This is a genomic window from Marivirga sp. (assembly GCF_024636815.1).
Lineage (GTDB): Bacteria > Bacteroidota > Bacteroidia > Cytophagales > Cyclobacteriaceae > Marivirga.
Window position 1 is genome coordinate 1 of the sequence record NZ_JAGXGF010000110.1, and the last position, 14,486, is coordinate 14,486.

Sequence of the window (14,486 nt, forward strand, 5' to 3'; positions counted from 1 at the left end):
ACGTCTGTAAGAGTCATGTTTTAGTAGTTATGTTATTGGTAATCAACAACTTAATATAATGAAAAAACATGACTTTTTCATGCCGTCTATGGAAAATTCAGCATGTATTTATGATGATTATTAATCGAACTCAGGTTAATAGTAATTTAAGAGACTATATCACCGCAATTCTTTCGAAACACACACTTTTAGTGACGGATGCCTGCTTTTCTGGTGGGAATTTTAAAATGCGTTCCGCAGAAAGTGTAAGTGCTTATGCTACTTCTAAATTGTATCAACTTCCAAGTAGGAAAGCACTAACTAGCGGTACTTTAACTAAAGTGCCCGATGAAAGTGTTTTTATAAAATATTTAATGAAGAGGTTAGATGAAAATCAGGAAGCTTACTTACCAGTAAGTCAGCTTTTTTACAGCATCAGACCTGCCATACTAAACAACTCTTCCACTGTGCCTCAGTTGGGTGTGATTCAAAATACGGGTGATGAAGGTGGGGAGTTTGTGTTTATAAAGAGACAATAGAGCTTGTATTCTATTGTCTCTGATGTTTTTCAAGCTAGAACAGCTTTAACATGCTTATAGAAAAATCTATTTCTATAAATTCTAAATCCTTTGAATGTAAAATATCCTAAAAAACCGTAAGGAAAATATAAAAAGAAGCTTCCAGCTTCGAGTAGAATATCAACTTTTGAAAATCCTCCGAACCACACCTTTCTCTTAAAAATGTAATTACCGCTTTTGCTATCTGCTTATTGCAAGTTATTCCATATTCGAATTTGATCCCTACGGATTGCTTACCTAAGATCGCTCTTACTGAATAAATCTTGTCAGTGAGGATTTCTAAGTAATTGAAAATTAATTTTCACCGCTAGCAAAGATTAGATTTTGATTAATATAAAGTACTTATTTCTGATAAGTTACCTATATTAAAGGCTTATTTACTGTCGAAGCAAATTTCTGAAATTTTTAGCAATAACAATTATGATTTACTTATCAAAATCAAATGAGAGTTTCAAATCCAGGTTAAGATTTTACCTTTTTGAAAAAAACCTAAAAAAGAACTAATAGACGCATCTTTATTAGAAGAATTTTTAAAGTACAATCTTAAAGATAAACGCAGTATAATAGATAAATATACAGCTGAATTTTTTCATACTGAAAGGGGCGAGGTGCTTTCAGGTACCGACATGCAAATCGATGATATTTATTTAGCCATTAAAAAATCTGAAAAAGATTTAAAGTCGGAATTACCAGCTTGGAGAAAAGCTTATTATAATCAAGTATTTAAACAGCAGTTGAAGCCAGAGACTTTTAAAGAATTGTCAGTTGCTGATAAGTGTTATTATTGCGAAATAACAATCGATGAAATTATTGCCATAATTGAATCCGTTTTAGGGGAAAAGCTTATTAATACTGTTGGAGAAGATGAAGTAATAGTTAAAAAGAAGATGGTATTTTATTACTCAACCATTATAAAGCAGTTTGAGATTCAATTTAAAAAATCTGATATATTAAAAAATCAGGAAAAATCCGTAAAATCAGTCGATTATATTCAAATTACAAATGATATAGTTTCAAAGATTGAAACCTCTAAAGTTGCATCAAAAAGTGTAAAAGTAGGGGAGTCTAATTACGCATTAGCCGCATAAGTCAAATTAATTATGGCAGACAAGAAAGTATCTTTCGCAGTAAGATCAATAAAGACAGATGAATTTGCAACCATCACCAATTCTTATAAGGAAGGTGAGGATGTAAATATTGAAGCTGGTTATGGCTTTGGTATTAATTCAGATGAAAATACTGTTATGGTGAAATTTTCAGCAATGTTTAAGTGTCAGGAAAGACCTTTTATTATATTAAAGCTTCATTGTGATTTTGACGTTGATCCTAAATCCTTTGATAATTTTAGAAATATCAAAACCAATAAATTAGTCATACCGAAAGGCTTTTTAACCCATCTTACAGTTCTAACTGTCGGTACAGCAAGGGGTGTCTTACATGCTAAGTTAGATAATACTGAATTTGATAATTTCATTCTACCAACTCTAAACGTTTCAGAAATTCTTAAAGAGGATTTAGAATTTGTAACAAATGAGGTTGATGAAAATCCAAAAACGGATTAAAAGTTTAAGACCTCTTTATGCTGAATTCCTTTTAGTTTAAGAAAAATAGGAGAGACTTTGAGAACTAGGTTGACAAGAACTAAGTAATTTCTCTTCCTTATTATAGCTAATCTTAATAATGTAGATTTTTTATTTTATATTCCAATACAGAATATAAATCCATAATATATTGTAAATTAGATGTTTAATTACTATTATTGTATATTCGAATATGGAATGTTATCATGAATTTACAAAAGAAACAGAGTATGAGTCCTTTGGATATTCCCGTTTTAATACGAATTACAATGTCCGCTGAAGAAGAATTATCACAAGTAATGCTTGCTAATAATTTAGGGTTAAGTCAGTCCGAAATTAGTAAATCATTGAATAGGTCAAGATATGCAGGTTTGTTGGCAGGTAATTATAAAGTAATGAAACAAGCACTGATGGATTTTATTCAGTACGGTATTAAGTATGCTTTTCCTCAGCAACCTGGCGCCTTAGTAAGAGGTGTGCCAACTGCCCATTCAGCCCATCCTTTAAAGGAGGAAATTCAAAGCTCAGAAGAATTTGTTTGGCCTCATGCTAAAGGTACTGTTAGAGGTCAAGCTATAATTCCTTTATATCCATCAGTAGTTCAGGCAGCATTGCAAAACCCACAATTTCACTCATATTTAGCTTTAATCGATGCGGTACGGGTAGGTAAAACAAGAGAAAAAAATCTAGCTATACAGCTACTAAGAAGAGAACTATTAAATGAAGAATACGCAGATCAACAGGAAAGCTACTATTAAGGTTGCTAAAGCACTGGGAGATTTAAATGATCAAGTTGTTTTTGTTGGGGGTGTTGTAGTGAGCTTATATATTGATGACCCTGCAGCAGATGATGTTAGGCCAACTAAAGATGTAGACCTTAGCTTTAAAATATTAACTGGTGGCGATTTAGAAAAGTTAAGAGAGAAACTAAATCAAAGAGGGTTTAAGCAATCACATACCGATGATGTTATATGTCGATTTAGTTTAGACGATGTTAAAGTAGATATAATGTCAACACATCAGGTAGGATGGGCACCTGCAAATCGCTGGTTTGAAAAAGGTTTTGAACTGGCAGTAATTAAGAAATTAGATGATATATCTATTAAAATTATGCCCTTATCTTATTTTTTGGCTGCAAAATTTGATGCTTTCAAAGGAAGAGGGAGTAAGGATGCCAGAACTAGTCATGATTTTGAGGACATTGTTTATATATTAAACTACACATCTGATTTTACTAAGTCAATTTTAGTATCTGATACAGAGGTAAAGGAATATTTAAGAGAATGTTTTAACAATATTTTAAATAGTGAGCATTTGCAAGAAGCAATTATTGGGCATCTGTATTATGAAGAAAGTGAGGAGAGGTATCAAATAATTTTAAATCAATTGAAAGAAATTATGGTATGAAGATATTTGTGTTAAGAAATGGCTAATTTGAAAAATAATAAACAACATTAAATTATGAAAAAAGTAATCATCCTCTTGATCAGTATATTCTTTGCAAATGTTTTATTTGCTCAAGAGCAAAAAGCCCTTAGAATTACTAAACAGGATAGTCAAAAAGAAGTACTTATAAAAGAAAACAATAGAATAATCATTAAAACAGTGGACGATAAAAAGCTTTCGGGCCGCTATAGCGTAGTGCATAATGCGATAATAATTGATAATAAAAAAATACCATTAGCAGACATCAAATATTTAAAACGTAATCCACTTTTGACTTCCATTTTGACAACTGGCTTATTTCTTTATACAGGCTTTGTTGCCGGTGGAATGGGCGTAATACTAGGCGTATTGGTGGACCCAAATGCTTTTTATTTAATCATACCCGCAGGAGGTCTTATTTTTGCTGGATTGCAAAAACCCAATTTTCATAGAAGGTACAAAGTAGAAAAAAATTGGATGTTCGAAATAGTAAGCATTCCTGAGTAGTCGAGGATTATTTCGCATTCCAATATGGAATAATATGCGATCAAACTATCAAATGGTTTTTCAGAAATGTCGGACATTTTTCATGTCAGACATTGGGGTTTTCAGGGCAACTAATGTCCGACTTTTCAAAGTCTGCCATAAGCATAGAAATTTCTTTATAAATAGGATCTTTAGGGTGAAGCAATCTAAGGTTAGTTAGATCAGGCTTAAGATGGTTTCGTGCCTCGCCATGACGCCCGAGGACACTCACTGATTAAGATCAAGAAACGGATTGATATTGTAAAAAAAATTTTAAAAAAGTCTATAAACAAAAAAAGCCCACTTAAAAAGTGAGCTTTTAGCGGTCCGGACGAGACTCGAACTCGCGACCTCCTGCGTGACAGGCAGGCATTCTAACCAACTGAACTACCGGACCAATATTTTTATTTTCTTACCGTTTCTCTCTTAGAAATCGGAGTGCAAATAACTGAATTTTATTTCTAATATTCAAAACTTATTTGCTATTATTTTTTCAATTTTTTTTCGCTCTAAATTACTTATTTGCAGCTTTTGCGATTGTCCTTTCGTTTAAGGAGATGCAAATGTAGGTGCTTAATTATTAATTGCAAAACTTACTGAGTAAATTTTTCATTTTTTTTTCATTTCTACATTTTTGTGTGTGTCTTTAAAATTTAATATTAATTTTACATTTATTTAAAAATAATAAACAATGCTTTTGGAATTCGAACAACCTATAGTTGAATTAGAAAATAAATTGGCAGGGATGAAATCATTAGCCGAAGATAGCGATGTTGATATCTCTGATGCCATCAAAAAATTAGAAAATAAAATTGTGTCCTTAAAAAAAGAGACTTTCCAAAATTTAACCCGATGGCAAAGAGTGCAGTTGTCTCGTCATCCCGACAGACCGTACACATTGGATTATATTTATGAAATCACCGATGATTTTGTTGAAATACACGGTGACAGAACAGTGAAGGATGATAAAGCCATGGTGGGTGGTTTTGGGACTGTTGATGATCAAACTTTCATGTTTATTGGGCAGCAGAAGGGTAGAAATACCAAACAGCGTCAGGAACGAAATTTTGGAATGGCAAATCCGGAAGGCTATAGAAAAGCTTTAAGGCTAATGAAGATGGCTGAGAAGTTTAACAAGCCTATCGTTACTTTGATTGATACTCCAGGCGCTTTCCCGGGTTTAGAAGCTGAAGAAAGAGGGCAGGGTGAAGCCATTGCGCGTAACCTAAAGGAAATGTTCATGTTGAAGGTTCCGGTTATCTGTATCATTATAGGTGAAGGAGCTTCTGGTGGAGCTTTAGGTATCGCCATAGGTGATAAAGTCCTGATGCTGGAAAACACCTGGTATAGCGTGATTTCTCCAGAGTCATGTTCTTCTATCTTATGGAGAAGCTGGGATTATAAAGAACAGGCAGCTGAAGCGCTTAAACTGACGGCTCCTGATATGTTAAAGAATAAATTGATTGATGGAATTATTCCGGAGCCATTGGGTGGAGCACATACCAATTTAAAGGCCGTAGCTGATGAAGTGAAAAAGACTATTTTGAAGAATTTCAAAGCGCTGGATAAAAAATCAGTAGAAAAAAGAATAGAAGAAAGAATCAATAAATTTAGTGGAATGGGTGTTGTCAAATAAGCACTAATTACCACTTATAAAATGGCTTTTAAGAATGTGATCTTTTGCATTTTTAAAAGCCATTTTTTTTATGAAATTAAAGCACTGTATTTCATAATTTTCTAAAGAGCAGAGATAAGCATTATATCACCGATTTTTGTATTTTATTGCTGGCTTTATCATTCATACTTTTTCCATTGATGAAAAAGTATGTCAGCCAGAGGCTGACCAGCTATTGGCTGGCAAAAAATCTAGGTAAAATGATGCTACTACCCACAAATGCCAACGCTGGCCCGCCATTTTACCCTCCATCCCGCTTTTCGCTTAGGCGAAAGTGGGGGAGTTAGCTATTAATTATTTCATCAATTGAATTCGGTCTACTACATCTTTATTTAGATTCCATTGGCTTTGTTTCAAGATACTTTTAATTATCTGAGGGTTTATTATTTAAATGGCTTTGGTATCCAATAATTGAGGATAACAGGTTTTAACTAAGTTACAATTACCACATATAAAATAGCTTTTAAGAATGTGATCTTTTCCATTTTTAAGAGCCATTTTTTTTATAACTTCAAATCTCAATAAAAGTAGACTTTTATGAATTTACATATTATAGAAACCGGATTTTTTAAATTAGATGGAGGAGCCATGTTTGGGGTAGTGCCCAAATCATTATGGTCCAGGACAAACCCGCCTGATGAAAATAATATGTGTACCTGGGCTATGCGTTGTATGGCTATAGAGGACGGTAACCAATTAATATTAATTGATAATGGGATAGGGGACAAGCAAAATGAAAAGTTCTTTAGTCACTTCTATTTGCATGGAGACGCAAGTTTGGATGGCTCATTGAAAAAGGCTGGATTCTCTAAAGATGATGTAACTGATATGTTTTTAACTCATCTCCATTTTGATCATTGTGGTGGTGGTGTAAAATGGCAGGATACTGAACGTACTAAATTAGATATAGAATTTAAGAATGCTAAATATTGGTCCAATCAAGAACATTGGAAATGGGCAACGGAACCTAATGCAAGAGAGAAAGCCAGCTTTTTAAAAGAAAATATAATGCCTATGCAAGAAAGCGGACATTTGCATTTTGCTGATAAAGGTAAGCCTTCTCCATTTTCACAGTTTGATATCCTCTATGCTGATGGCCATACAGACAAGCAAATGGTACCCAAAATCAAATATAAAGACAAAACGATAGTCTTTGCAGCAGATTTATTACCCTCTGTTGGGCATATTCCTTTGCCTTATGTGATGGGTTATGATACAAGACCACTTTTGACTTTAGATGAGAAAGAAAAATTCTTAAAAGAAGCAGCGGATAATAATTACATCATATTTTTAGAACATGATGCTGAAAATGAATGTTGTACTGTAAAGCATACTGAAAAAGGTGTGCGATTAGATCAAACATTCAAATTGTCAGAGGTTTTATAATCCCTTGGATGAGGTGAGCTTCGTAAAAATTAATTGAAAAAGATGAAAATAGGATTAGCACTTTCCGGGGGTGGGGCAAGAGGTTTTGCACACTTAGGCATAGCACAATATATGTATGAGCAAAATATACGCCCTGATATGATCTCCGGTACTAGTGCTGGTGCCATTGCAGGTGCGTTTTTAGCTGCAGGCTATGAACCCAAAAGAACTTTGGAAATTATATCCGATATTAATTTTCTTAAATTTTTCAGACCGGCTATGTCCTGGTCAGGCTTAGTTAACTTAGAGAAAATTTCAGGTTTACTTTTAGAATATTTCCCTGAAGATTCCTTCAGTGATTTAAAAATCCCTCTGATTGTTTCTACTACAAATTTTACCAAAGGAGAAAATGTAAATTATGAATCTGGCAAATTGATTAGACCACTTCTAGCCTCTGCCAGCATTCCAGTCATATTTAAACCGATCACCATAGGTGAAGACTCATATGTAGATGGTGGAATTACCAATAATCTTCCAGTAAACTTGCTCAAATCGCATGTCGATTTCACTATAGGCGTCAATTGTAATCCTGTTGGGATTTCAAATCAAAACAATAGCATGAAGGATATGCTGGAGCGAACAATGCTGATGATTATCAATTATCAAACAAAAGAACAAGCCAAATTGTGTGATATCTTTATTGAACCTGATGAGCTATCAAATTATAAAGTGTTTTCAATCTCCAAGGCCAAGGAAATTTTTGACATTGGTTATGATAGTGCTAAAAGTACATTCTCTAAGCTACCGGAAGATCATCCAATCAAAGGGCTTTCTAAGTCTGTTTGAGCTTAAAGTAGAATGATTTTGATAAATTAGGAGATAACTCATCCCGATCCGCTAGCTAGCGAATCACCCTTCTCTTCAAAAAAGAGAAGGGAATATTTTAGGCTTCTCATGAAAAATGGTGAAATTTTAATATTCCAAATATAATTTGATTAGAAAGAGCGGGAAGTAGGACAAAAATGCGGGCCAGATGAGGATGTGGGCTGTAGCATATTTTTGTCCTGACTTTGTGTTTCTTTTTTGTCAAAAAAAAAGAAAAGGAAGAAACTGCAAAAGATAATTAGGATTACATTTCCATTAAATACTTTATAAAGTATATATGAGATAACTATCATCAGAAGTCTACTCAAAAAAAAGCACCTCCAAAGCCTAAACTCTGAAAATGCTTTTAATTAAACTCAATAAATCAATTTACTATTAAAATTTTAAAAACTTTGTCCATCATCTCCACCTGATTTTTGATCGTCATTGGAGATTCTACTTCTTTTTTGTCTGGCTTTATAATCTAACTGACCAAATTTGTAGCTGAAATTAAGACCAAAAGATCGGAATGGAATAGCAAATACATTTCTTTGATAGAAATTACTGTCTTCATCTCCTAATTCAGTTTCAAATGGCTTTCTAGCTTTAAATGGCTCTATAATTGATAAGCCAATGCTTCCTCTTTTTTCCCAAATTTGCTTTTTAATACCCATTCCGAAAATGGAGAAAGCAGGATTATAACCTTGCAAGGTTTGTCTTCTTGGTCGTGCGAAACCAAAAGCATCTATCATCCAGTCATTAGGTAATTTGATGTTGGAATTAATGTTTCCACTAAACAACCACGCATTATTTTCTACTGCTTGGCCTTGGATAACCCCTTCTGACATAAAATAGTTAGCATTTATACCTCCACGAATGGTCCATATTTTGAATAATTCGGTAGAAATAAACAAATTAGAGCCTAGATTTTGCTGTGTCCCCACATTTTCAAAAGTAGTAACGGTGGCATTTCTTTCAGGATCTTCGTAAATGATGGATTGGATTACTTCACTTATATCGTTGTAAAAGAAGGATAGATTTACTGAAGTTCCTTTTAAGAAACTACTGAATCCTAATTCGAAATTGTCTGATAATTCAGGATTAAGATCAGGATTCCCAAAGCTAATGTTTCTAATATTTCCAATTTCTACATAAGGGTTTACATTTCCCAAACTAGGACGTTGAATTCTTCTATTGTAAGACAATTTAACGGAATTGAATTTCCCGAATTTTTGATTTAAAATCACGCTTGGTAACCAATTTTCATATGATATTGGATCAAAATTACGCTCAGTTGCTTCATCAAAGCTTCCCTGAAGACCAGTATATTCATATCGTACACCTGCAATTAGACCTAGTTTTTCAGTGATGTTTGTTTGAGTAGAAACATATCCTGCATATACGTCTTGGTTATAATAGAATATATCTGTTCGGTTGTCCACAACCTGGTAGCTATTACCACCTTCCGGCTGTTCTTCATATCTAAAATCACTGTCAATATCTCTGATAATGGATTTAAAACCAGTCTCTAATTTAAATTTTTCTCCAAAGGGATGCGCATAATCAATCTGAATGGTATTTTCTCTATTGTTGCCATCATTAATGTTTCTGGCAACTTCATAATTTTCAGGTGCATCTTGATCGATCTCAAATTGTTGATCTCTTACGTTTCCATCAATTTTATAGGAAGCAGAAAATTCTCTTCCTTCCTGATCTGGAAATTTCATGACATAATCTAATGACCATTCATACCCCCAGTTTTGAGAGAAGTTATCTTGAAATCTTTGATAAGTACTTTCATTTCCACCTAAATCTTCTGAAACGGTATTGGTACCGGAAGAAGTACTGTTAAATCCTCTTAATCTTAAACTAGTAGATAAACTATGATAGGCATTGAAATCATAAAATGCGCCCATATTTCCAAAATAGCCTAATCTATTACTAAGATTTTGACCATTTTGTTCTCTAATATTAGTTTGTCCATTTACTACCGTTTTTTGATAGAAATCAGTGGTGGCGTATTGTGGCCACGAATAAAATGAGCTACCATTGGCGTTAAAACCTAATCTACCTTTTCCTGCATTGATTCCTACCACTCCACGATTGATACGTGTACCGGCTGTTAAATCCACATTCCCTGCAAATCCTTGAGGTGTCTGCTTTTTAGTAATGATGTTGATAATACCTGCGGTGCCTTCGCCATCATATTTTGCTGAAGGAGAGGTAATCACTTCCACACTTTTAATTTGGTCTGAAGGAATCATTTTTAAGGCATCTCCTGTATTAGCCCCAAACATACTGCTTGGCTTGCCATTTATAAGGATTTGTACGTTTTGGTTCCCTCTTAAAGAAACATTACCATCCTGATCAACAGTTAATAAGGGTGCTCTTCTAAGTACGTCTGAAGCATCTCCACCCATATTGGCAATATCCTGATCAGCATTATAAACAATTCTATCAATTTTATTTTCTATAGTTTCTCTTTGACCTGAAACTACTACTTCATCCAATTGGTCAGTGTCTGTAGTAAGTTTGATGCTTTCAAAATTATAATCTGGATCTTTAGGAGTTAATTCAACTTCTTGAGTGAATTTTTGGTAGCCTACAAAAGAAACCTCTACTATATATTTCCCGAGTTTGAGTCCAATTAATTTAAAGCTTCCGTCATCTCCGGTTACTACACCATTAACTGTTTCTCCGTCTTTTGGTGATTTAATGATTATGGTAGCATAAGACACTGGTTCAGAGCTTACTCCATCAACTATGGTTCCTGTAATCTTTCCTGTGATTTGAGAATTTGATGCTCCACCATAACCACCTCTTTGCTGTGCAAGGGAAAGACTGCTGATAAATAATAAGGCTAATAATATTCTGTATTTCATAATTTTAATTTATTGCTACAAAGTTAGACACTTCAGAGCTGATAATGTTATTGATAATACACCGAAGGCAATTCTGTAGTCTTTATAATTGCTAATTGATGATAAAAGGAAATGTGTTTTATCTTATATTGAAGATGGGTTTAATACAATTTTTTTACTATCATATACCAAATAGCTCATACAAACGATAGCAGTTGCTAAGTCGGCAATTGGAAATGCTATCCAAATCCCATCTAATTGATAAAAATTAGGCAATATCAATAGGAGAGGAATAAGGAAAAATCCTTGTTTGGTTAAGGTCAGGAGTAAGGCAGGCAATGCTTTTCCTAAAGCCTGAAAATATGCTGCACTGATTAATTGAAATGCAATGAGCGGAGTCATTAAAAATGTAATTCTTAATGCAGGCACTGTTTGCTGAATTAAATCTTGGTCTTTAGTAAAAATGCCTACAATCTGTGGAGTAAAGATTAAAATAGCTGCATAAATTATGGAGGAAAGCACCGTGGCTGAAATTATGGCATTTCTAAGGGTTAAGCTTACCCTCTTAAATAATTCTGCCCCATAGTTGTATCCAATAATTGGCATAGAGCCTTGCGTTATTCCAATGGCCGGTACATTTACCAGCATCATCATGCGGTTGATAATTCCATAGGTTGCGATGGCGCTTTCGCCACCATATTTGAATAATGAATTATTCAATACCAAAAATAATAAACTTACTACCCCTTGTCTGGCAATTGTAACTGAACCTATAGAGAAAATTTCACCTGTTAATTTTAGGTTGAGTATTAAATCTGTTTTACTAATTTTAAAACCGGTTTTTCCGCTCAGAAAAAAGTAAGCAGCATACAATGCACTAAAGATATAAGAAAAAGTGGTTGCCCAGGCCGCACCCTTTATTCCCCAATCTAAAACCGCAATGAAAATAGGATCTAATATGACATTTACTATTGCTGGAACTATCATCACTACCATGGCCACTTTTGGATAGCCTACAGCTCTAAAAATGCTATTGGACATCATGGCAAAAGCCAAAACGGGTATCCCTAATAAAATAATGCTGAAATAATCAATGGTGGGCTGCAAAATTTCACCTTTTGCACCAAATGCTTTAAGGATAGGCTCAATAAAAATCCAGCAACTTAAACTGAAAAATATTCCTAAAATAAAGGTAAGCGTCAACTGATTACCAAAGGTTTTATTGGCTTTTTCCGGCTTTCCGGAACCTAAGGCCCTGGATATAATTGATGCACCTCCAATTCCAATACCCATTCCAATTGATGAGATAAGGAATGTTATGGGAATTACCACTGTAATAGCAGCTATACCTATTGAACCCACAAAATTCCCCACAAATATAGTATCTACTATTCCGTAAATAGATAATGTCAGAATCCCAATGGCAGATGGAATGGCTTGTTTACGTAGCAGATAATTGATTGGCTTAGTGCCAAATTCATTTGAGGTGGTCATTCTTAACAGTTAATGCAATTTAATGTAACTACATTAATTATGTAATGTTGTATATCTGTCAATGAAATTTAAAATTACAATTACTGTCCACATAATTGTTCGTTTCCAATTGACTTGAACCAAATTGTCAGCAGCCTTTTTAATTTCAAATCCAGAATTGATCTGATTATGCAAAGGAACCGCTTGAGTGAATGTGGAGATCCACAGCAGAATAATTAAAACACTTTGGACTAAAAATATATAATTAAAATCCGTATAGGTTAAATAAAAAGTACTACCAATTTGAAAAAGCATTAAGGGCATAACCACTATTGAAATCATAGTAGTGTATTTTGGATGCCAGGCCATCAGATTGACTTTTTCCATATAGGTGAAAGAAGGGTAGATGATGAGTTGTACCAGCCAAATCAATATTAATAAGCCAAAGTCTGATAATTCTTTAAGGTATTGAAGCATTTATCGAGTTTAAAAATTGCAACTATTTAAAAAAGAAATTTTGAATAGTATTTTCTATTCTTTGACCGTGTTGAAATACAATTTAATAATTCAAATATGTATTGAATAAAACTTATAACAAAAGCTAATTGTCGATGTTTTAACATTATGAAAAAAACATCACTTAATGCTGTCACTTTTCGGAATGTTTCCTCAAAAGAATGGATTGTTTTTATTCATGGTGCCGGAGGGAGTACAGCCACTTGGAAATATCAATTAGATGCTTTCAGACCATTTTACAATTTGCTATTGATTGATTTAAGAGATCATGGAAAGTCGAAAGATATTAAACCTGAATTCGAAAAATATAATTTTGATATTATTACTAAGGACATTAAAACAGTATTGGATCAATATCAAATTGATAAGGCTCACTTTATCACTTTAAGTTTTGGGAGTGTAATTATGCAAGACTTGAGCATCAAACATCCAGATTTGGTGGCAAGTGCTATTTTTGCTGGTGGTATTTTTAAGGCTAATGTATTAATAAAATCATTTGTGCAATTAGCGAGGTTCTTCAATCTTTTTCTACCATATAAATGGATGTATAGCATATTCTCCTATTTATTAATGCCTTTCGGAAAACACCAAAAATCTAGGGAAATATATAAAAAGCAAGCTCAAAAACTTTCATCTACTGAGTATATGAAATGGGTAGGATTGTACAATGAGTTTTTTAGATTATTGAACCGCTTCTATAATCAGGATATTAATTTTCCTGCATTAACTATTATGGGCAAAGATGATTATATCTTTTTAAACTCGGCTAAAGGCTTTGCAAATAAACACAAATCGGTATTAATAAAGGAAATGAAAGGAGCAGGACATATTTGTAATATTGATCAGCCTGAAATTTTTAATGAACTGGCTCTTTCCTTTACTCATGAACATAAATATACTCAGGAAGACGATTTCCCTGCTTCCCAGGCCCAAAGTAGCAAAGCCGGATGAATGATTACTAAGCGAAACCAGCCAGCCCATTCTGGGACGCATAATCCGCCATCTATACAGGAATTAATTTGAATAAAATAAACATGGGAAGGGATAAATGCAAGCAACATAATCATGATTCCATAGGAGGCATATTTTCTGCTTGGATAAAATAAGATTCCTATCCCTAGCACTATTTCAGTTATTCCACTTAAAACATTGATTTTTTCATGGGAATTAAAAAATGGGGGAATTAAAGGTAAGTAGAAATCGGGATTGATGAAGTGATTGAAACCTGCTATCAAATAAAAAATAGTCATTAATCTAACTGACCATTTACTTTTAAGATAATTTCCAATTTGTTTTAACATGAACATCTTTTAAAATTAAGAAAAATGGAATCCACCATATAAAATTGTTGGTAATTAAAGTATAAATAAATTCAAAGGGAACAATTCCTTGTAAATAATTGAAGAGAAAGCCTAAAGGACCGAAAATTTTACCTAAAAAACCTACCATGATAATGGGCCAGTGACGAAGCGGATTGAAAGAAGCCCACCAATAACCTAATCCATATACGCCTATGACCATTCCCATTCCTTGCCATACCATTGGATGATTGATTTTATCCATCCCTACCAAATCAAAAAAAAATGCTGTGGAAGAAGCACTACCCAGGCACCCCATAAAATATTATAGATGGCTGCAATCCTTA

The 14,486-nt window shown here is 33.7% G+C and carries 15 protein-coding genes and 1 tRNA gene; 10 read left to right on the top strand and 6 right to left on the bottom strand.

The annotated features are described in order from the left end of the window. Positions 1-110: 110 nt before the first annotated feature. The 6 genes from Q0L29_RS08460 (at position 111) to Q0L29_RS08485 (ending at position 4,069) form a co-directional block, all read left to right on the top strand. Entirely contained in the window at positions 111-518 is a 408-nt protein-coding gene (locus Q0L29_RS08460; RefSeq protein ID WP_296620797.1) for a hypothetical protein, read from the top strand. A gap of 647 nt (positions 519-1,165) precedes the next feature. Beyond that, positions 1,166-1,645: a hypothetical protein gene (locus Q0L29_RS08465; RefSeq protein ID WP_296620799.1), complete on the top strand. Its 480-nt coding sequence runs from the start codon at positions 1,166-1,168 to the stop codon at positions 1,643-1,645. Between the two features lie 12 nt (positions 1,646-1,657). After that, entirely contained in the window at positions 1,658-2,119 is a 462-nt protein-coding gene (locus Q0L29_RS08470) for a hypothetical protein (protein WP_296620801.1), read from the top strand. Between the two features lie 224 nt (positions 2,120-2,343). Continuing rightward, entirely contained in the window at positions 2,344-2,895 is a 552-nt protein-coding gene (locus tag Q0L29_RS08475; protein ID WP_296620803.1) for a hypothetical protein, read from the top strand. Further along, positions 2,858-3,544: a nucleotidyl transferase AbiEii/AbiGii toxin family protein gene (locus Q0L29_RS08480; RefSeq protein ID WP_296620804.1), complete on the top strand. Its 687-nt coding sequence runs from the start codon at positions 2,858-2,860 to the stop codon at positions 3,542-3,544. The genes Q0L29_RS08475 and Q0L29_RS08480 overlap by 38 nt, the downstream gene beginning before the upstream one ends. A 54-nt stretch (positions 3,545-3,598) precedes the next feature. Continuing rightward, complete coding sequence (locus Q0L29_RS08485) at positions 3,599-4,069, top strand: hypothetical protein (protein ID WP_296620805.1); 471 nt, start codon at positions 3,599-3,601, stop codon at positions 4,067-4,069. Between the two features lie 341 nt (positions 4,070-4,410). Here Q0L29_RS08485 and Q0L29_RS08490 read toward each other — a convergent pair. Next, positions 4,411-4,484 (bottom strand) — tRNA-Asp (locus Q0L29_RS08490). 294 nt (positions 4,485-4,778) lie between these two features. Here Q0L29_RS08490 and Q0L29_RS08495 point away from each other — a divergent pair. From Q0L29_RS08495 to Q0L29_RS08505, 3 genes are all read left to right on the top strand, one after another. Beyond that, positions 4,779-5,723, top strand: coding sequence for an acetyl-CoA carboxylase carboxyltransferase subunit alpha (locus tag Q0L29_RS08495; RefSeq protein WP_296620807.1), 945 nt, complete (start codon positions 4,779-4,781; stop codon positions 5,721-5,723). A gap of 576 nt (positions 5,724-6,299) precedes the next feature. Further along, positions 6,300-7,148 (top strand): MBL fold metallo-hydrolase, encoded by an 849-nt coding sequence (locus Q0L29_RS08500; protein WP_296620809.1) that lies wholly within the window; start codon positions 6,300-6,302, stop codon positions 7,146-7,148. A gap of 42 nt (positions 7,149-7,190) precedes the next feature. Beyond that, the gene (locus tag Q0L29_RS08505) at positions 7,191-7,973 is read left to right on the top strand and encodes a patatin-like phospholipase family protein (protein WP_296620810.1); all 783 of its coding nucleotides are present in this window, start codon (positions 7,191-7,193) and stop codon (positions 7,971-7,973) included. Between the two features lie 422 nt (positions 7,974-8,395). On the opposite strand, the gene Q0L29_RS08510 is transcribed toward Q0L29_RS08505, so the two are convergent. The 3 genes from Q0L29_RS08510 to Q0L29_RS08520 form a co-directional block, all read right to left on the bottom strand. Beyond that, on the bottom strand, positions 8,396-10,873 hold the full coding sequence (locus Q0L29_RS08510) for a TonB-dependent receptor (protein ID WP_296620812.1): 2,478 nt from the start codon (positions 10,871-10,873) through the stop codon (positions 8,396-8,398). A gap of 123 nt (positions 10,874-10,996) precedes the next feature. Beyond that, positions 10,997-12,346, bottom strand: a complete 1,350-nt coding sequence (locus tag Q0L29_RS08515) for an MATE family efflux transporter (RefSeq protein ID WP_296620813.1) — start codon at positions 12,344-12,346, stop codon at positions 10,997-10,999. A 33-nt stretch (positions 12,347-12,379) separates the two neighbouring features. Then, a complete protein-coding gene (locus Q0L29_RS08520) occupies positions 12,380-12,802 on the bottom strand; it encodes a hypothetical protein (protein ID WP_296620815.1) in 423 nt (140 codons plus the stop codon). Positions 12,803-12,949: 147 nt separating this feature from the next. Between Q0L29_RS08520 and Q0L29_RS08525 the strand changes: the two genes are divergently transcribed. After that, entirely contained in the window at positions 12,950-13,792 is an 843-nt protein-coding gene (locus Q0L29_RS08525; RefSeq protein WP_296620816.1) for an alpha/beta hydrolase, read from the top strand. Here the strand turns inward: Q0L29_RS08525 and Q0L29_RS08530 are convergent. Both Q0L29_RS08530 and Q0L29_RS08535 read right to left on the bottom strand, forming a co-directional pair. Continuing rightward, a complete protein-coding gene (locus Q0L29_RS08530; protein ID WP_296620818.1) occupies positions 13,741-14,142 on the bottom strand; it encodes a hypothetical protein in 402 nt (133 codons plus the stop codon). The genes Q0L29_RS08525 and Q0L29_RS08530 overlap by 52 nt on opposite strands. Further along, a complete protein-coding gene (locus Q0L29_RS08535; protein ID WP_296620819.1) occupies positions 14,114-14,458 on the bottom strand; it encodes an alkyl hydroperoxide reductase in 345 nt (114 codons plus the stop codon). The genes Q0L29_RS08530 and Q0L29_RS08535 overlap by 29 nt, the downstream gene beginning before the upstream one ends. Positions 14,459-14,486: the final 28 nt, after the last annotated feature.